Here is an 18,587-nt window from a genome sequence, read left to right as displayed (position 1 = left end):
GGTGCAAACACTGGCTCACGAAGGGTATTCGGTCCCCATAATCACCTCTGCCCTTCGTTTAAATCGAACCTATGGATATGCCCTTCTGAAAACAAATTCAGCTTCCCAGTCGAGACCGCGTGATCCTCGGTTGCGTGAAGCCATCCGTACGTTATGTGGGCTATGGATATCGTCGAATCCGAGTCTGGTTAAAAAAAGAATATGGGTACCAGGGGAACTGTTGCAAGCGGTGAATCAAGCGCTTCCTATTCGCTTTCCTGACGGTGTGTATGGACAAGAGTTGACGATTCGAAGTGATAACGGCTGCCAAATGACTAGTCGTCAGTTCGTTCAAGCGATGAAAGCAGCGGGGATTCGGTACGAACGTATGGGATACAACAACCCAGATGGGGATGCCTATATTGAACGCGGGTTCCGAACATTGAAAGAAGAGAGTGTTTGGTTACAGGAGTATGACTCCTTTGCTCAAGCCAAGCAAGATCTAAATGACTTTATTGCTTTTTACAACCACGACAGACCTCATTCTGCCTTACGTTATCGCTCACCTGTAGAATTTCGCCAATCTCTCACTTCAACTGCGGCTTAATTGTCTGGACTTATGGGGGCATTACGAATCAATTATATATTATCTTTTACCTCAAATTAAATCTTCAACAATCGGGTGCGATTGTTGAGTAAGCGAATTTAGTAAATAACTTTTTTATCACGTATTTTCGGTTCAAGCCAAAGTGATGTAAGCATTAAACCTTCCCCACCTTCAGTGGTGGGATACTAAATTAAAAAAGCTAAAGCAGAAAAAGGTGAGGCTGCTGACCATTGTCAGCAGCCTCGACAATCGATATCGCTCTTTTTTCGTTCTTACTGCCGCTCTTCCCCCATCACATCGGCCAATACCACAGGGTCAATGTTGCCGCCACTCACAATAATGCCGACCCGGTTGAATTCCCCTGGTAGACGGCCATTGATGAGGGCGGCGATGGGAACGGCGCTGGAAGGTTCAATCACCAGTTTGAGCCGCAGAAACACCCAACGTAAGGCATCTCGGATCTCTGCTTCAGAGACGGTCACGATGTCTTCCACCAGGGATTGGATCACCGGGAATGTGAGGGAGCCGGGGGCAGTATTGCGTAAGCCGTCAGCGATGGTGTCAGGTGGATCGATCGCCAAGCGCCGTCCGGCTTGTAGCGATCGATAGGTATCGGCGGCTTGTGCCGGTTCGGCGCCAAAGATACGGATGGTACCCGATTGATGGCGAGCGGCGAGAGCGGTACCGGACAAGAGTCCTCCTCCCCCCACCGGTGTGATGATCGCATCCAGATTCGGTATATCCTGTAACAGCTCATAGGCAGCGGTCCCTTGCCCGGCGATGATGCGAGGATCATCGTAGGGCGGGATCAAGGTTGCTCCCGTTTCCGCTGCGATTTGCTGTGCCAGTTGTTCCCGATCCTCCGTCAAGCGGTCGTAAGAAACGATCGTTGCTCCGTATTCCTCTGTGGCCGTCCGTTTGACACGGGGGGCGTCTGTCGGCATACAGATCGTGGCCTTCACCCCTAACAAATGGGCGGCGACGGTAACGGCTTGGGCATGGTTGCCCGAGGAAAAAGCGATCACACCGTTCTTTTTCTCTTCCGATGAGAGTTGAGCGATGGTGTTATAAGCGCCGCGAAATTTAAAGGCGCCTGCTCGTTGGAAGTTTTCACATTTCAAAAAGAGGTTCCTTCCAGTGTATCGATTGAGGGTGCGGGAAGTCATCACTGGGGTGCGGTGGGCGACTCCCTCCAAGCGGTGAACCGCTTGTTCTACCTCTTCCGCTGTTATAATTGCAGTCATCTCGTCACCTCAATTGTTGCCCATACAGGACTATAATGATAATGGTCAGGAGCAGGTCTGTTAGCTTGGAGGCTCAAATATCCCTACTCCCACGATCGAAATGATAAAAAGTCAACGCGTGTGATCATTGTTTTTTTCGTAGAGATTCTCGATTCATCAAGTAACCAGCGAGACCTCGCATTCCTAAAAAGGAAAATCTCGTCTGATAGCGAATATTACTTCAGAAGATGGCGGATCAGGGGGAATTTTGTCGAATCCCCATTGGGAGGGATAGTAGCCGTTATGGAAATGGAACAACGATGCTGTGTGGTGGGCTTAGGTTATATTGGCTTGCCCACCGCTGCTGTTTTTGCGGATTGCGGTTGGGATGTGCTAGGAGTAGATGTGAATCCGGATGTGATTGCCGTCATCAACGAAGGTGACGTTCATATCGAGGAACCGGGATTGCCACAACTACTGCGGCGACAGGTAGAATTAGGAAGATTGCGGGCGGCGTTGGTACCGGCAGTGGCAGATGTTTTTATCATCGCTGTACCGACGCCGATCGATGCCGACAAACGGGCTGACTTAACCTATGTGGAAGAGGCCATTCGCAGTTTGTTGCCGGTTTTGGCGCCGGGCAATGTGGTGATTGTGGAATCGACAATTCCGCCGCGGACGATGGATGATTGCATTACTCCCATGTTGACTGAAGCGGGATGGAGAGTCGGTGAAGATCTGTATCTAGCCCATTGCCCAGAGCGGGTGCTTCCGGGGCGAATTTTACATGAACTGATACATAATCATCGTATTGTAGGTGGGGTGGATGTAGACTCCACGCGACGGGCAGCCCAGGTATATCGGACAGTGGTTCAAGGGGATGTAGTAGAGACGGAGGCCGTTACCGCCGAGATGACCAAATTGATGGAAAACACCTACCGGGATGTCAATATCGCTTTATCAAATGAATTGGTACAAATATCGGATCAATTGGGGATCGATGCTTGGGAAGTGATTCGGTTGGCGAATCATCATCCGCGGGTGGGATTGCATCAACCCGGTCCCGGTGTGGGTGGCCATTGTTTAGCTGTCGATCCTTATTTTATCACGGAAAAGGCTCCTGTTGAGTCCCGCTTGATCCGCACCGCTCGGGAAATTAACAGCGATATGCCTGTCTATGTAACAAAACAGATACAAGAGGCGATGAAAGGAATCGCCTCGCCTAAAGTGGCGTTGTTCGGGTTGGCGTACAAAGGAAATGTGGATGATGTGCGGGAAAGTCCCGGCTTGGCGGTATGGGAGATCTTATCCCAGGAGGTAGGCTGGCAGGTAGTAGCACACGATCCCTTTGTATCGGAGAAAAAGGTGGCGCTCCCGTTGTTGGGAGAAGAGGATGCGTTACAGGATGCGGATTGCCTCGTCATCCTGACGGATCATACTCCCTTTGCCCAGCTGGAAGGAGCGCGGTTGGCACGACTGATGCGAACCCCTTTTATTTTTGATACAAAAGGAATTCTTCAATTGAATCATCCGGATCTGATTGTTCGACGGTTAGGTACTCCCTTTCTCAATCGGGTTAATCTCGTGGGAGAGGTACCGACAGTTTGAAAGTTTTGTGACAACACTTCGTAATTGTATCCCACTATATAGGAGGCGGAGGTTATTGACAAAGTGGGTCCGGGTCCCGATTTCCGTCTTCGCGCCTCTTTCCCTTGCAACAATGTAGGGCTGTCCGCTCTCCTCCGTCCCCAACCAGCGGGCCAAAGGAAAGGCATGTGTGGCCGCTAACGTGATTGTGTTTAGCTGACGGATACAAATCGGTCGAGGACTTCTCCTGAACGGTTGGGAACTACGGAGACTTCGCTGGGTAGTCGGTCAAAGCGAGACCCGGGAACGGAGTGACCGAGACGAGACTTGTGCTTTAGTGCAAAGGGCACTCACCGTAAATCGTTCCCCTCTTCCCTTTATTACAGTTGATCAATCTGTCTCTCCCTATATTGGGGGTGTTTTTTTTGACAGGGAAATCTGCATAGTCAAATAGAATAATAGAAAAAAGGGTAACAGGTAATGTACATCTTTAGACACATACGATCGGAGGTCTAGGATTTGAAATCGATTTATTCCACCCAGTCGCTTGACCGCCTGCAGCCGCAAATCGCTGAAGTGATCGAACAAGTGGAACGTGTAATCATCGGAAAACGGGAGACAATTCAGCTGTGCCTGGTGGCGTTGTTGTGCCGCGGACATGTATTGTTGGAAGATGTGCCCGGAGTGGGCAAAACAATGTTGGTAAAAGCGCTGGCCAAATCGATGGGGTGCGATTTTCGCAGAATTCAGTTTACACCCGATCTTTTACCATCGGATGTAACTGGCTTTTCTGTATACAATCAAAAAACACTTCAATTTGAATTTCGTCCGGGGCCGGTTATGTCTCATGTGGTGTTGGCAGATGAGATCAACCGGACTTCTCCTAAAACCCAGGCCGCCCTGCTGGAAGCGTTGGAGGAGGGATGTGTCACGGTTGACGGAGATACCTATGAGTTAGAGCAGCCCTTTTTTGTGATGGCAACGCAAAATCCGATTGAATACGAAGGAACCTTTCCCCTGCCGGAAGCGCAGCTGGATCGGTTTTTGTTAAAGCTGCGACTGGGATATCCCGATGCGGCGCAGGAAGCAGAAGTGCTGACCCGCATCCAGCATCATCATCCCATCGAGGACGTATGTGAAGTAATCTCGCGACGGGAGCTGCTGCACTTGCAAGAAGAAGTGCGCAAGGTGCATGTGGATGCATCCATCATCGATTACATCGTAGAAGTGGTGCAAGCGACCCGTACACCGGATGCCGTTTATCTGGGAGCTAGTCCCCGCGGTTCCATCGCTCTATTCCGGACCGCACAGGCCTGGGCGTTTGTTCAGGGACGTTCCTATGTGATTCCCGACGATGTAAAAAAATTGGTTCCCCTCACACTGGCCCACCGAATCATTCTTAACTCCGAAGCGCGCCTAAGGGGTACCCATGTGGAAGGCTTGTTAAAACAAATCTTGAGTCGGGTACGGGTTCCGGTCCTGCCTCAGGAAAGAAAAGGGTGATCGCGGTTTGAAACGATTCCAAGGAGTCCCCGTGCTAATCCTGTTGACGGCCTCCGCTTATGCATTTGCCCGTTTTCAGGGGGGGCATGTGCCTTGGTTCCTCTTTTACGTCTTGCTGGTGATGTTGGTGTATGCTGCTTTAGTCCGCCTTTTCAGCCTTTCCGGGATCGAGATCATCCGTCATTTTTCCACTGATCGTATCACCCAGGGGGAACGTTTGCGCATTCAGGTTTTTTACCGGTTGCAACGCCCGTTTCCCCTCTCCTGGTTACTGGTGCGACATCACGGGGGTGGGACCGTGTATTTGGATCAAGATCGGCATGTTGATTTTCCCGGTTGGAAGCGGCAGGGGTTATTTGAATCGTACAGTGTGCGTTTGCCGCGCGGGCGTCATCATTTTGGCGAGGTGGAGGTTTCATCAGGGGATCTGTTTGGATTTGTAGAAAAGCGGATTACGCTTCCAGAGACTAAGGAAGTGTTGGTTTATCCGCGTATCCGGCCGATTCGATCCTGGTCCACCGTCAATGAGCGCAATACCGGCCAATCCCTGTCAACCCTCCACATCGCAGAAGATGTCGCAGCGGTGGTGGGGGTGCGCGATTACAGCAACCGTGATCGTCTCAGCCGTATTCATTGGAAGGCGTCTGCCCGTGGCCGAGGGTTAAAGGTGAAGGAGTTTGAACAGCGCATCACCAATGATTTTCTGTTTGTGTTGGATTGTTGGAAGGGAGACGGTCAAACAACGGCCTCCGTTTCGTTTGAGCGGGCTGTCAGCCTAACGGCATCGTTGATCCATCATGCATTGGAGCGGCGTTTTAGTGCCGGTTTGCTTACCACTGGACAACTCCCGGGCCAGTTTCCGCTTGGGCGGGGGCAGGAACATCTGCTGCGCCTATGTGAGCATTTGGCAGAAGTAAAAAAGGATGGCGACCGTCCGTTAAAGGAACCGATAGCACAACAAACTCCCTACCTGTCGCGGGGCATGACGGTGGTGGTGATCACCACCCAGTTGGAAGAAGAGTTACAGCAAGCGATCATGTATCTCTCCCACGTTGGGATCAGAGTGGAGTGTTGTTGGGTAAGCAATGGCGAGCCCCCGACAGCGGTGGAAACCGCTTGTTATGCCCAATTGCGACGATGGGGCGTTCGATGTGTTTCCGTTACCCATGATGATTTTGACCAAATTTTTAGGGGAGGGGACTTCCATGGCATGGATGCCGCAACAGGAAAATGAGCAACCGTCACAAGGGCAAAAATGGGGTCTGACGCTGCTAGCGCTCTTGTTGGCCTGGGAATGTCTACTCCCTCTCGCTCAGATCAGTAGCATGGAACGGGTGGATATATTTTTGTGGGCTTTTCTACTCTTTCTCATCGCGCAGCGAGTGGTACATCAGGGGTGGTTACGTTTTTCTCTGTGTGTGCTCCTGGTTGTGATTCTGTTACATCGGGCCCATTTTGCTTTGCACTATTCCTTTTTTGACCCCCTTTGGCTAGCACAGTGGAGCAACCAGTTTATAACGGGATGGAGCATGTGGTGGGGGAGAGAAGGATGGATGGGGCCCGCTTCCTTTCATACCTTTTTATTTTTGCTTGCGTTGTGGGCGTTGGCGGTGCTATTCCGGCTGTGGTCTTTTGAGAGTGGTCGCGTTTTTCCGTTTATAATCGGGGCGGTCGTGGTGTTGTCCACGTTGGACAGCTTTACTTCGTATGACGCCAGCGGTGCCATTTTGCGCGTCTTTGTCTACGGTTTTATCGCCTTGGCGTGGCTTCGTCTCGCCCGATTGCGGGAGCAGTCGGTGGGAGAGCCTCCCGCTGCCCGCGGTTGGGCCACCATGACCGCGGTACTGATCCTGGTAGCAGCCGTCGTGGGCTGGGCTGCTCCGAAGCCGGCGGCCGGTTGGCCCAATCCTCTCGCTTGGATTCCGAGCGGTGATGACCGAGCTGGCGGCGGGGTGGGTATCCGCCAGATCGGTTACAGCCGGGATGACAGTTATTTGGGCGGCTCTCTACAGATGAATGAGGAAACAGCCATAGAGGCTTTGGTGGAAACGCCGTATTATTGGCGGGGAGAATCACGTGATCTTTATACGGGCAAAGGGTGGCAAAACACCTTACAGCCGGAGAAACAGCTGGAATTTAGGCCACAAGAGGAGATTCCCCAGACTGATTCAAAGGATATCGATGCCCAGCTGTTTCAAGACATACCGACAGATCGGAATCGGGTGCGTCTTACCCAGCTAAACAATCCGGTGCTGTTTACGTCTGGAGAATTAAAAACAGTCACTTTGCGGTACGAGGAAACGATACAGCAACAGCCGCATCACGGCGGGTTTGTCGCGGAAGGCCGTATGCGGTTAAGGGAATACAGCTTGGTAAGCGAAATTCCACGCATTGACGAGGATCAATTGCGAAAGGCGCGTGACTACGGTTCTCGTGAAATCGCAGACACCTATCTCCAGCTTCCTGCTTCTCTGCCGGGGCGGGTGCGGCAGTTAGCGCAAGACGTAACGGCAGAAGAAGATAACCCGTATGACCAGGCCAAAGCGATTGAAAGTTATTTGCGCCAAGGGGGAGGATACACCTATGAGTTGGAGGATGTGCCGCTTCCAGGGAGAGAAGATGACTTTGTCGATCAGTTTTTGTTTGAGTCCAAGCAGGGATACTGTGACCATTTTTCTACCTCGATGGTGGTAATGTTGCGCAGTGTTGGGATTCCGGCCCGGTGGGTAAAGGGATTTACACCGGGAGATGCAGTGCCGGTAACGGACGAGAAACAATTGGAGAACCACCAAGCGGATGAACTATACCAAGTTGAAGTCAAAAACAGCAACGCCCATTCCTGGGTAGAGGTTTATTTTGAAGGGTTTGGATGGATTCCGTTTGAACCGACCCCGGGATTTTCCAATCCGACACCGTTAGAGGTGGAACAAGCCGACACCGATGATGAAGCGGAAACGGAAGAAGAGGAGAATGATCCTGCGGCGGGTGGACCCGATCCGCGCCAACAGGAGTTAAATCAGGACCCGGCACAAGCGGGGGAGGATGTGACGAGCGAGCAAACCGTCACAACTTGGTGGCGGCCGTGGGTATGGGGGATTGGCCTCTCTTTGGCGGTGATCGGTCTGCTATTCTGGTTATGGCGCCATCGGCTGGCGTGGTGGTGGCTTAGTCGTCAACCATCAACCACTGGTTCTTTGCTTCGTGCTTACGGTTCCTTGTTGCAATGGTTGTCGTGGTATCAAGGTCCGCGACGGCCGGATCAAACGTTACGGGAGTATGTGTTGGAGCGGGAGTGGCCGAGCCAGCCGTCCGCGGAATTGCGAGAACTGACACACACGTATGAGGAGACGCGCTATGGCAAAGGGAAAATGGAACTGGGTGAGCGTACGCGAACGTTGTGGAAACGGGTGATGAACCAATTTCGACCTTGAGATTCCACCACACATTTGTAGGGTATGGGATTCTTGGGCAGGAGGGCGTCTAGTTTACTGTCAATTTGATTGACAATAAACGGAAGGGAACCGGTGCCGCTTGACCAGGCGAGGATGCGGCTGGTATGATTATCGCGTTGAGACAAATGGACTAACCGATAAGCGGTAGATCTGTCTCGTATATATTCAGGAATATGGCCTGAACGTTTCTACCCAGCCACCGTAAATGGCCGGACTACGAGCATAGAAGTCGCCGGTCCCTTCTTTTGCGATTGAGGACGAAGAACGGGAGGCCGGAGCCTTGTATTGCCGGTAGGGCGGTGCAAGGGTGCCGGTCTTTTTCATATTTCTGAATGAAAGTGGGGAAAATGGATGGAACAATCAATGGATGAGCGTGTGGTCGTATTGGATTTCGGGGGGCAATACAATCAGCTGATTGCCCGTCGTATTCGCGACTTAGGGGTGTTTAGCGAATTGGTTCCCCATCATGTATCGGCGGACAAGCTAAAAGAGATGGCGCCCACAGGAATCGTATTCTCCGGCGGTCCGGCTAGCGTCTACGGTGAGGATTCTCCAAAATGCGATCCCGCCATCTTTGACTTAGGGATTCCCATTCTGGGTATCTGTTACGGGATGCAGCTGATCTCCGCTCATTATGGAGCGGAAGTGGAACGGGCAGGCAAACGGGAGTACGGGAAAGCGGAGGTGGAGTTCACTTCGGATTCGCCGCTGTTTGCCGGACTCACACGAACACAGTCGGTCTGGATGAGCCATAGCGATGTAGTCGTTGCTCCACCTGCGGGCTTCCAAGTGGATGGAAAAACCACTTCTGCACCGGTTGCCGCTATGAGCAACCCGGAGAAAAAAGTGTATGCGGTTCAATTCCACCCGGAAGTGCGACATACAGCCGAAGGAAATGGGATGATCCGCCGTTTTCTCTACAATGTTTGCGGCTGTGGAGGCAATTGGAGCATGGAGAGCTTTATCGATGACACCGTGGTCGAATTAAAGCGAAGCATCGGTGATCAACGCGTGCTGTGTGCACTCTCCGGCGGAGTCGACTCCTCGGTGGTAGCGGCATTGATCCACCGGGCGATCGGGGACCAGCTTACCTGTGTGTTTGTCGATCACGGCTTATTGCGCAAAGGGGAAGCGGACAGTGTGATGCGTACCTTCTCCGACCATTTTCACATGAATGTGGTGAAAGTGGATGCCCAACAACGCTTTCTCTCGAAATTGAAGGGTGTCATCGATCCAGAACAGAAGCGAAAGATCATCGGCAACGAATTTATCCGTGTGTTTGAAGAAGAGGCGGAAAAACTGGGCCATCATCAATTCCTGGGCCAAGGGACACTCTATACCGATATTATCGAATCGGGAACGGAAACGGCACAGACGATTAAATCCCACCACAATGTAGGCGGCCTGCCGGAAGATATGCAGATGGATCTGGTGGAACCGGTCAACACCTTGTTTAAAGATGAGGTGCGCAAAGTGGGGGAAGAGTTGGGATTGCCGCAGGAAATCGTTTGGCGCCAGCCTTTTCCCGGACCGGGGCTCGGCATTCGCGTCATCGGTGAAGTGACGGAAGAAAAGTTGGCGATGGTGCGGGAGTCTGACGCCATCCTGCGGGAAGAGATCGCGCTGGCGGGGCTGGATCGTGAGATTTGGCAATACTTTACCGCTCTACCCGATTTCAAAAGTGTGGGTGTAATGGGAGATGCCCGTACCTATGCCTATACGGTCGGAATCCGGGCGGTTACGTCCATCGACGGTATGACCGCTGATTGGGCCCGTATTCCGTTTGATGTTTTGGAGAAAATATCAAACCGTATCATCAATGAAGTGGATGGAGTGAATCGGGTCGTATACGATATCACTTCCAAGCCACCTGCCACAATTGAGTGGGAGTAATGGAAAGGAAGAAGCAGATGGAACGATCATCGATATTGGCCCGATACTTTCGTTTCAATGAACACGGGACCAATTTACGGACGGAAATATTGGCCGGTGCGACTACGTTTTTAACCATGGCTTATATTTTGCTGGTTAACCCCTTCCTTTTGGGGAACGAAGCGGGGATGGACTTTGGTGCCGTCTTTGTGGCCACTGCAGTGGCTGCTGCCATCGGCACCCTCCTGATGGGAGTGCTGGCCAATTATCCGATTGCCCTGGCACCGGGAATGGGATTGAATGCTTATTTTACTTATACGGTTGTGTTAGGGATGGGAGTGCCGTGGCAGACCGCTTTAGGCGCGGTCTTTGTCTCGGGTGTAGTCTTTCTCATCCTGACAGTGACTAAGCTGCGGGAAATGATTATCAATGCTATCCCCACTGGATTAAAGCATGCGGTCACAGCGGGGATTGGTTTGTTTATCGCCTTTATCGGACTGAAGAACGCAGAATTGATCGTACCGAGTGAAGCGACTACGGTCGCCCTCAACGAAAACCTGATGCAACCAGGACCGCTACTGACGTTGTTCGGCCTGGTTTTAACCGTGTTGTTGATGATCCGTGGTGTAAAAGGAGCCGTCTTTTTCGGCATGATCGGTACGGCTCTCGTCGGAATGGCCTTTGGAGTCGTCGGCGTTCCATCTCAAATCTTTTCCGCCCCGCCCAGTGTCACACCCACGTTGATGCAGATGGATATTATGGGGGCACTGGAACTCGGCTTTTTTGCCATTATCTTTGCCTTTATTTTTGTCGATATGTTTGATACGGCGGGAACCTTGGTCGGTGTCGCCAACCAAGCGGGTCTCATGAAGGAGAACAAATTGCCCCGCGCTGGTCGCGCCCTGACGGCAGATTCGATTGCAACCATGTCTGGTGCTGCTTTGGGCACATCCACCGTTACATCATATGTTGAATCCACCGCGGGAGTAGCCTCGGGAGGAAGAACGGGAATGACGGCGGTGACCGTTGCCGGATGTTTCCTGTTGTCCATCTTTTTCTTCCCCTTGGTGGAAACATTTGCGTCAGTGGCAGCTATTACCTCACCTGCACTCATCATTGTCGGTGTTTTGATGGCCTCCAGCTTTAAACAGATTGAGTGGGGCGACCTATCAGAGGCTGTACCATCGTTTCTCACCTTTTTGATGATGCCGCTGGCCTTTAGCATTGCAACGGGAATCGCGATCGGTTTCATTCTGTATCCATTGGCCAAAATATTTGCCGGCAAAGCAAAAAACGTTCATCCGATTTTGTATGTGTTGGCTATTATCTTCATTGCTCGCTTTGTATTCTTGGGAAGTATTTGACCTTTCCTTATAAAGAGGTTGTCAGCACTCACAAAAAATGCGATAGGTTACACGATTGGCCAGACTGAAAAGGGAAACCTGAGTAAGTCTGGTCTTTATTATGGGCACAGGGGATACTGGCCCTAACATCTTCTTTCTTTTCGAACATGACGAAAGGTCAAGTATTTAGTATAATATTTTTAAAACAACTTCTAAATTGCCTTTAAATTTTCTTCACGCATTAAAGTATGTAGCAACACTTGAGGTGGAGTTGGCTACCTAAATAATCCTGATTAGTTTAATACTCACTATTGATTGAAATTTCATTTTTATCATCTAGAGGTGAATTATGCAAACAGAGGAATTTGATCGGAAGCGAGCATTTTTGACCAAGAGAGATATGTTTCCCCGGTTTCGAGTGCAAGACCAGGGAGAGGTGTTGGAATCACTGGTCCGGAACGGGCGAATTCAAGCGGATGATGATCTGTCGATCGTTGAGAGAGCCGGTTACCGTCTGGCATTTTTGACTAAGCAACTGGAATATCATCATGTAGCTGAGGGAGAGTTGGGCGGTCAACCGTATGTCATCGGGTATTGTGGAATTTGTCAGAGTGGATCCAGTTTAATTCCGAACGTAAACGGTACCCACCTTCATTTTGGTGCCAGGGGAGTTTATAACGGTATTTCTTTACTGGGTGATGACGAAACCGGTTCCTACTGGAGCTATATTACCGGCGAATGCCTTTATGGAGAATTGGCTGGGGAGAGCATGCAGGTATATCCTTTGGAGCGCATAAAAGCCAGTTATGCATTAAAGCAATGGCCGGATTTGCAAATCGCGTTGTCCCGACCCGACATCTTGAAGTGGTTAATGTCCCCGATTAAACGATTGATGGGAAAACACACCTATATTCCGCCCATGTTCCGGTATACGCTTGGTAAATCGGATGACCGGCTTTCCCAGGAGGTACCGGGATTGGGCCTGATCAGTTCGCGGAAGGCACGTTTTTATCCGCTGCAGCTGTTACAAGAAAACGATGTGGTGGAGGACGAGTGGAACGGTCGCCCGATCCGAGTAAACATGGATCTTGCCCGCTCTTTTCCTTACGCGGAGTATACCGATGAGGGAAACCATGAATCTAGCTTAAATTGGCCGATGCAACTATACTCACGTTGGTACGGATTTTCATTGACCTTTCCCCGCTGTGAAATCTATACTTCAAAATCGCCGTGATGGAGTGGGTGAGGAACGCTCCGTCGATTGAAGTTTTATTTCATGCATAAAGTACGCCCGCTTCGCTTCAGACTAGACAGAAACGAAGCGATAGGGTGGTCGGGATGAAAAGGTGGATCGGAACGGGAATGGTATTCCTATTGCTGGTAACAGCAGTAATGATACCTGCGGCAACGGCAGCGGACCAAGGGGTGTCGGCGGTTACGGCCGCCTCCCGCTTGATTCAACAAAAACAAGAAGCAGTCAACCGAAAGGATCGGGCTGCTTTTTTGGCCGTGCTCAACCCCGCCGATCCAATATATATAAAAGAACAATCCCGCTGGTTTGAGGATGCGGTCCGTTGGATTGAGCCGGGGTCATACCGATTGCGGTTGATTTCGGCCATTCCCGCAGGAGAGCACCAACTGCGCGCGTGGGTGGAGCAGAGCTATTGTAAGGATGGGAGCAGGCATCGTGTACGTTTTCCCCTGTTATTGCAAGAGACGGAGACCGGCTTAAAGGACTCCGATTATCCCTTTTATCATCTTACCCATGACGACGTGCTTGTCCGCTTTACGGATGAATCGCAACGGGAACAGGCGGTGATTATACAGGAAGCGGCGATCAAAGCGTTGGCGGAATTCCGAAGGCAACTGGGTTGGAAACCGGAAGGGCGTGTGGAGATCAAGATTTACCGCGAACCGGAAGTGTTCCGGCATTCGGTGAAACTCTCTTTACCCCGATGGGCGGGAGGATGGTTTGAGTCGGGGCAGTCGATCAAATTGGTAGGAGCGGATAGCTACCCCGACCGTCGCCTGCTTTCATCTACGGTGATCCATGAGCTGACCCATCGCATGGTGAGTGAGCAGAGCGGGGATAATGCCGCTTATTGGTTACAGGAAGGGGCAGCGGAATATTATCAATCCCATCTTGTGCCTGGGCTGAGGCAAAAGCGGGAACGGGAGTCAAACCGTCCCCGCTGGACTCTGCGTCAATTGGAAGGGATCGATTTGGAATCCCTTCCGTCTGATGATGCGGCCGATTATTATCGGCAGTGCGAGCAATTGTTTCGTTTTATGCGGGAGCGATTCGGACAGACAACGATGCAGCGGTTATGGATTTCGTTGGAACTTTACCCCACTATTGATCGAGATGGAGCGGATAAATTAAAGATATTGAATAAACGAACGCGTGAGGCCTTAAAAAAAGTGACCGGCTATCGTTTGGAACAGTTGGAACGGGAATGGTTGGATTGGATGAAAAAAGAGAAGAGCGATTGAACAGAAAAAAGCCCGCAAAACGGGCTTTTTAAAGAATTAGCAAAAGCCGCCATAACCATAACCGTAGCCACCATAGAATCCACCGTCAACTAGGGCGAAAATGGTGGCGATGACCAGCAAGAACAGCAACAGTCGTCTTAAACCAAAACCGTAGCCACCAGACATGTGTATCCCCCTTTCCCTGTGATCATCCATAGTTTATGAGTACTTGGCTATGAATGGTTGGGCGAAAGGGAGAAATAAAAGGAATTTGGTTTTTTATCCAGCCCGGTTCCAGGCGGATTGGACGGTTTCAGGTTGTCAACTCTCGCAACGTGGATTTGCTAGAGAGGACTCTCCCCTCTATAATTTTGACGGGATTTCGCTGGTTTTGGCGGAGCGGGCTTCCATTTTCCCCATCACAAATTTTACGATTTGAGCGGCGATCCAGGCCACTGCAATCCCTGCCAATACGTCACCGGGGTAATGATGACCCACAAAAGGACGGGAGATCCCGATCAAACACGCCAGCATGAACATTATGCTTCCGAGTCCGCGATGATGATGCCAGAGCCCAAAGGCAATGGCAAATGCCCCAGTCGTATGATCACTGGGAAAAGAAGCATCTGCCGCGTGATAGAGGAGAACATTGACATCATCATAAGTGACAAAGGGGCGCGCTCTTTCCCACAGCTGTCCGATTAAAAAACTAAATCCCAACGCGAGAGCCAGTGTGCTTCCTGTCGTGATTCCGCCCCGGCGGTGTTTTTTAAAAAAGAATAAAGCGAATAGCACTAAGGCAAAAAAATAAGGGCCGTATTCCGTCATGACAATCATCAAAAAGTCCAACCATCCAAACTTTCCAGCCCATCCATTGATCCACTCAAAAAGTTGGTAATCCATTTTTCTTTCCTTTCTCTCCCCTTTACTGATCCATTGCCATTATTGATGAATTGTTAAGCCGTGTAAATAATCTGTATCGCGCAATTATCGTTTAAGCATTTTGATCTATGGAGAGAGAAGGGGGCAAACTTAAAACTAAGTCACTCTGATTGGACCAGATGAGTATAAAGAGTTTGAAAACAAGGTTCTTTGGTCATCTCACGCTTAACGGTTTTAACGAAGCGATTAAGCTGGGACGATCCGGGATTATTGACTCCAAAATAACGTTTCATTCGTCTATACAACCTTTTGGGGAAAGCAAGATAAGAGAAGAACAGGTTCCATTCCTGTTGTTGAATCGGTGTTTTCACGGAAACTTGATAAGTGTTGAGAAAAAGTTGGCAAGCGTGTGGGTGCCAGTCCAATGGGCGTGCGTGATATTCGAGAAAATGAGCCAGATCCCATACTCGCTCCCGATATGCCAACGTTTCAAAATCGATTAGCCACACCTCATTGCTGTCATCCAACATCAGATTACGATGTTGGAGTGCGTTGTGACACCATACTCCATATTGGGCGTCTTGGGGTGCGGTTTGTATAAAATGAAGAGCCATCTCACAACGATAGCGCAAAAAACGAAGCAGCCACGTTTCCGTGTCGTCTTTATACCGATCGTCTTGTTGCCATCGGTCCAACAACTTCTTTGACTTTATTAGAAATGAATGATGTGTTCCCCATTGGGAGCGGGGATTGTTGCTATCCGGTTTGGAGATCCCACAGGAAGCCTCATGAAAATGAGCCAATGCAGAGCCGATTTCCGTAAAATGCGGCAAGCTGTGAGAGGGGAGTTCTCGCAGTTTTAGCCAGTGTTCCATAAAATAGGACTCGCCATCTTCATGCACCAACAATTCCCCTTGCTTGGAAAAAAGGAGATGGGGAATACGATTAAAACCGTTCTTCTTAATCTGCTGTAAACAATCGGCGATAAACGGCAGGTCTGGCAGCTCTTCCGCATTTTTAAAACCGTATGTCCCTTTATCCGTATAAACCTTATATACGGCTCTCACCCGTTCCAGTGCAATTACTTCTAAATCATAATCGCGGGTGATGATGGCTTTGATTTTTTTTTGATCAATCGTGACATCCGCTTTTACCCGGAACAATCCGCATCACTCCTTCCATACCAGAGAAATATTCATCAGCGAGTGGTTATTATGACGCAAATAAAAAACCCTCTCCACCTTTGCCCTTGTTGCAAAGAGAAGAAAGGGTTTTTCAGTTTATTTATGGGAAGGGAGCAAAGGGTGTAGCAGGTGATTAGGTGGCAGGCGCCACGGGAGTGGATCGCCGCTGAATCAGGAAAAACTGCACAATGGAAAACAGGTTTCCATATACCCAATAGAGAGCAAGGGCGGAAGGGAAACTGATACCCAGCACTAAGATCATGATCGGCATAATGATGAGGAGCGGGTTGTTCGCTTGTGTTCCGCTTTTGGCCATCATTAGCTTTGATTGTAGATAAGTGGTGCCTGCTGCGATCACTGGAAGGATGAAGTATGGGTCAGGTTGGCCTAACTGCATCCAAAGGAAAATGGATTTGGCGATAAGGGGATCCCGCATAATCGCTTGGTAAAACGCAATCAAAATCGGCATCTGGATCAAAGCTGGAAAACAGCCCGCCATTGGATTCACATTATGTTTCTGGAACATCTTCATCGTTTCTTCCTGCAGTTTCTGTTGGTTGTCTTTATATTTTTCCTGCAACTTCTTCATCTCCGGTTGCAGCAACTGCATCGCTTGAGAGCTTTTGGTTTGTTTTAGTGTCAACGGAAGCAGCAGGAGCCGGATCAACAGTGTGACGATGAGAATGGATAAACCGTAATTACCGAGTAAGCCTTTAAACCAATCCAAAGTTAGGATCAGGGGATAGACCAAAAAGACCTCCCAAAAGTTTCCCGTTTCCGGATCGATCGGTTGCATTGCGTTGGTGTTTGGAGAGCATCCAGCAGCCAATGTCATCACAGCTGCGATGGAGATGACGATCAGAAGATATCGCTTTTGCATATATAACGCTCCTTTCGTAAGCCTATATTCACATCTATCAGTCTAAAAACGATGCGGAATCGTTTGATCGTTTCATTTCATCATGAATCTTTTCCATTAATTGAATAAAAATTTCCTGTTCCTGTTCTGATAACGCTTGGAGCATTTTTTCCCACGCTTGCTGACGCCGTAAAAGAAGCTGTTGTACCAACGCTGACCCATGCTCAGACAGCTCCACCCAAACGACTCTCCTATCATGGGAATCCCGAGTACGCTGAACAATGCCGTCCTTTTCTAACCGATTTAAGGCCAAAGTGGTTGCTCCTGAGGTTAAATTGGTTTTTGTCGATAAATCATTGACCATGCATCTCCCTTTTTTGAACAAGGTATGAAGCAAGATAAATTTGGCGGAAGTCGGCTTAAAAGGCAACTCTTCTTCATTGCGCTTATTCAACAAGCGAATCATCTCTGTAGAAATGTGATCCATTTTTTCGATATAGGGATTTGGTTTTGTGTTGGACAGCATGGATAGAAACCTCCTTGCATCTCGATCCGACACATCTGATTTTATCACAAAAACTTTGTTGAAAAGATACTATCTATGAAAGTTTTGTTGCAAAGTCATCATCACGATTATTCCTTGATTGATGTTGGTGGGCGGGATTCATGTTGATTTGCTGCTCAGCATAAAATTGAGCTTGCAAAATAATTGATTATATTGTTAATATACATATGTACAATATATGAATGGGAGAAGGGTTGAAGATGTGGGAGCTTATTTGGATGTATTTGGGGCTGTTTTTAACGGCTGCAATCCCTTGGCTTGAGTTGATTGTAGTCGTACCAGCAGGGGTTGCTTTAGGATTAAATCCCGTTGTAGTGGCCTTGATCGCTTTATTGGGAAATGCGTTGCCTGTTTTGGGGATTGTGGTGTTTTTTGATTGGTTGGGTCAGCGTCCGTGGTTTCGACGCTTTTTTCAGGTGGCACAAAATCAATCAGCGGGGGAAGAAGAGTCGGACCGCCGTCGCAAAAAGCGTGAACGTGCACAGCGACTGTTTCAAAAATACGGTGTTCCCGGATTGGCTCTACTGGGCCCGATGATTATTGGCTCCCACTTTTCTGCTGCACTAGCCATGGCTTTACGCGGAGGCAAAAATATGGTGGGAGCGTGGATGTTAATCAGTTTAACCGTCTGGACTATCATTATGACAATCGCCGCTGTCGCCGGCTTTCAATGGATTCCTTCCTATACTGCCTAATGCTTTGCATCGGGCGGTTTTTTTATTTGAGAGCCGTTTGATCCATCCTTTAACAGGGATATACTTTCTGTTTTCATTTAAAGAAAAAAACCTTGACGACATTGATGAAGCATGATACATTGTTACTTGTCCTTATCGACAGGGACAAACTTCAACAAAAGCGGTTGAAGAAAAAACATCAAAAAAGTTGTTGACAAGATCATCACGGTTTGATAAGATAGATCTTGTCGCCGCAAGAGGCGGCAGGGCTGGAAAAGCCTGAAGCAACAAGCGTTCCTTGAAAACTGAAGAGCGAATGAACGACCCTGTTCAATTCTTATTATGAGTGTTTCAAGCTCTTTTTATGGAGAGTTTGATCCTGGCT

At 49.5% G+C, this 18,587-nt stretch carries 16 protein-coding genes and 1 riboswitch; of the genes, 10 read left to right on the top strand and 6 right to left on the bottom strand.

What is annotated here, in order from left to right; all coding sequences use genetic code 11:
- Positions 1–229: 229 nt before the first annotated feature.
- Positions 230–586, top strand: coding sequence for an integrase core domain-containing protein (locus C8J48_RS18875; RefSeq protein ID WP_245891285.1), 357 nt, complete (start codon positions 230–232; stop codon positions 584–586).
- Positions 587–858: 272 nt separating this feature from the next.
- On the opposite strand, the gene C8J48_RS17170 is transcribed toward C8J48_RS18875, so the two are convergent.
- Complete coding sequence (locus C8J48_RS17170; protein ID WP_107728502.1) at positions 859–1,830, bottom strand: pyridoxal-phosphate dependent enzyme; 972 nt, start codon at positions 1,828–1,830, stop codon at positions 859–861.
- Positions 1,831–2,112: 282 nt separating this feature from the next.
- On the opposite strand from C8J48_RS17170, the gene C8J48_RS17165 reads away from it, so the two are divergent.
- From C8J48_RS17165 to C8J48_RS17130, 8 genes are all read left to right on the top strand, one after another.
- On the top strand, positions 2,113–3,417 hold the full coding sequence (locus tag C8J48_RS17165; RefSeq protein ID WP_281261233.1) for a nucleotide sugar dehydrogenase: 1,305 nt from the start codon (positions 2,113–2,115) through the stop codon (positions 3,415–3,417).
- A 498-nt stretch (positions 3,418–3,915) separates the two neighbouring features.
- On the top strand, positions 3,916–4,899 hold the full coding sequence (locus C8J48_RS17160; protein WP_245891278.1) for an AAA family ATPase: 984 nt from the start codon (positions 3,916–3,918) through the stop codon (positions 4,897–4,899).
- A gap of 7 nt (positions 4,900–4,906) precedes the next feature.
- Positions 4,907–6,133 carry a DUF58 domain-containing protein gene (locus C8J48_RS17155; protein ID WP_107728501.1) on the top strand — a complete coding sequence of 409 codons (1,227 nt, stop codon included), beginning with the start codon at positions 4,907–4,909 and terminating at the stop codon, positions 6,131–6,133.
- Positions 6,105–8,330 (top strand): transglutaminase TgpA family protein, encoded by a 2,226-nt coding sequence (locus C8J48_RS17150; RefSeq protein WP_170105674.1) that lies wholly within the window; start codon positions 6,105–6,107, stop codon positions 8,328–8,330. Before C8J48_RS17155 ends, C8J48_RS17150 begins: the two co-directional genes overlap by 29 nt.
- 156 nt (positions 8,331–8,486) lie before the next feature.
- A riboswitch (purine riboswitch) is annotated at positions 8,487–8,588 on the top strand.
- 114 nt (positions 8,589–8,702) lie between these two features.
- Positions 8,703–10,244: a glutamine-hydrolyzing GMP synthase gene (guaA, locus tag C8J48_RS17145; RefSeq protein WP_107728499.1), complete on the top strand. Its 1,542-nt coding sequence runs from the start codon at positions 8,703–8,705 to the stop codon at positions 10,242–10,244.
- A gap of 17 nt (positions 10,245–10,261) precedes the next feature.
- The gene (locus C8J48_RS17140; RefSeq protein ID WP_281261232.1) at positions 10,262–11,587 is read left to right on the top strand and encodes an NCS2 family permease; all 1,326 of its coding nucleotides are present in this window, start codon (positions 10,262–10,264) and stop codon (positions 11,585–11,587) included.
- 328 nt (positions 11,588–11,915) lie between these two features.
- On the top strand, positions 11,916–12,800 hold the full coding sequence (locus C8J48_RS17135; RefSeq protein ID WP_107728497.1) for a DUF3179 domain-containing (seleno)protein: 885 nt from the start codon (positions 11,916–11,918) through the stop codon (positions 12,798–12,800).
- Between the two features lie 104 nt (positions 12,801–12,904).
- Positions 12,905–14,059, top strand: a complete 1,155-nt coding sequence (locus C8J48_RS17130) for a peptidase MA family metallohydrolase (RefSeq protein ID WP_107728496.1) — start codon at positions 12,905–12,907, stop codon at positions 14,057–14,059.
- A gap of 36 nt (positions 14,060–14,095) precedes the next feature.
- On the opposite strand, the gene C8J48_RS19250 is transcribed toward C8J48_RS17130, so the two are convergent.
- The 5 genes from C8J48_RS19250 to C8J48_RS17110 form a co-directional block, all read right to left on the bottom strand.
- On the bottom strand, positions 14,096–14,224 hold the full coding sequence (locus tag C8J48_RS19250) for a hypothetical protein (protein WP_281261231.1): 129 nt from the start codon (positions 14,222–14,224) through the stop codon (positions 14,096–14,098).
- 177 nt (positions 14,225–14,401) lie between these two features.
- On the bottom strand, positions 14,402–14,941 hold the full coding sequence (locus tag C8J48_RS17125; protein ID WP_107728495.1) for an undecaprenyl-diphosphatase: 540 nt from the start codon (positions 14,939–14,941) through the stop codon (positions 14,402–14,404).
- 140 nt (positions 14,942–15,081) lie between these two features.
- A complete protein-coding gene (locus tag C8J48_RS17120; RefSeq protein WP_107728494.1) occupies positions 15,082–16,083 on the bottom strand; it encodes a phosphotransferase in 1,002 nt (333 codons plus the stop codon).
- Between the two features lie 154 nt (positions 16,084–16,237).
- Positions 16,238–16,984, bottom strand: a complete 747-nt coding sequence (gene yidC, locus C8J48_RS17115; protein ID WP_107728493.1) for a membrane protein insertase YidC — start codon at positions 16,982–16,984, stop codon at positions 16,238–16,240.
- 37 nt (positions 16,985–17,021) lie between these two features.
- Positions 17,022–17,489 carry a MarR family winged helix-turn-helix transcriptional regulator gene (locus C8J48_RS17110; protein ID WP_107728492.1) on the bottom strand — a complete coding sequence of 156 codons (468 nt, stop codon included), beginning with the start codon at positions 17,487–17,489 and terminating at the stop codon, positions 17,022–17,024.
- Positions 17,490–17,728: 239 nt separating this feature from the next.
- Between C8J48_RS17110 and C8J48_RS17105 the strand changes: the two genes are divergently transcribed.
- Positions 17,729–18,223 carry a small multi-drug export protein gene (locus tag C8J48_RS17105; protein WP_107728491.1) on the top strand — a complete coding sequence of 165 codons (495 nt, stop codon included), beginning with the start codon at positions 17,729–17,731 and terminating at the stop codon, positions 18,221–18,223.
- The last annotated feature ends 364 nt before the right edge of the window (positions 18,224–18,587 follow it).

It is taken from the genome of Desmospora activa DSM 45169 (assembly GCF_003046315.1).
Lineage (GTDB): Bacteria > Bacillota > Bacilli > Thermoactinomycetales > DSM-45169 > Desmospora > Desmospora activa.
This window is presented reverse-complemented; position numbering and strand designations above follow the sequence as displayed.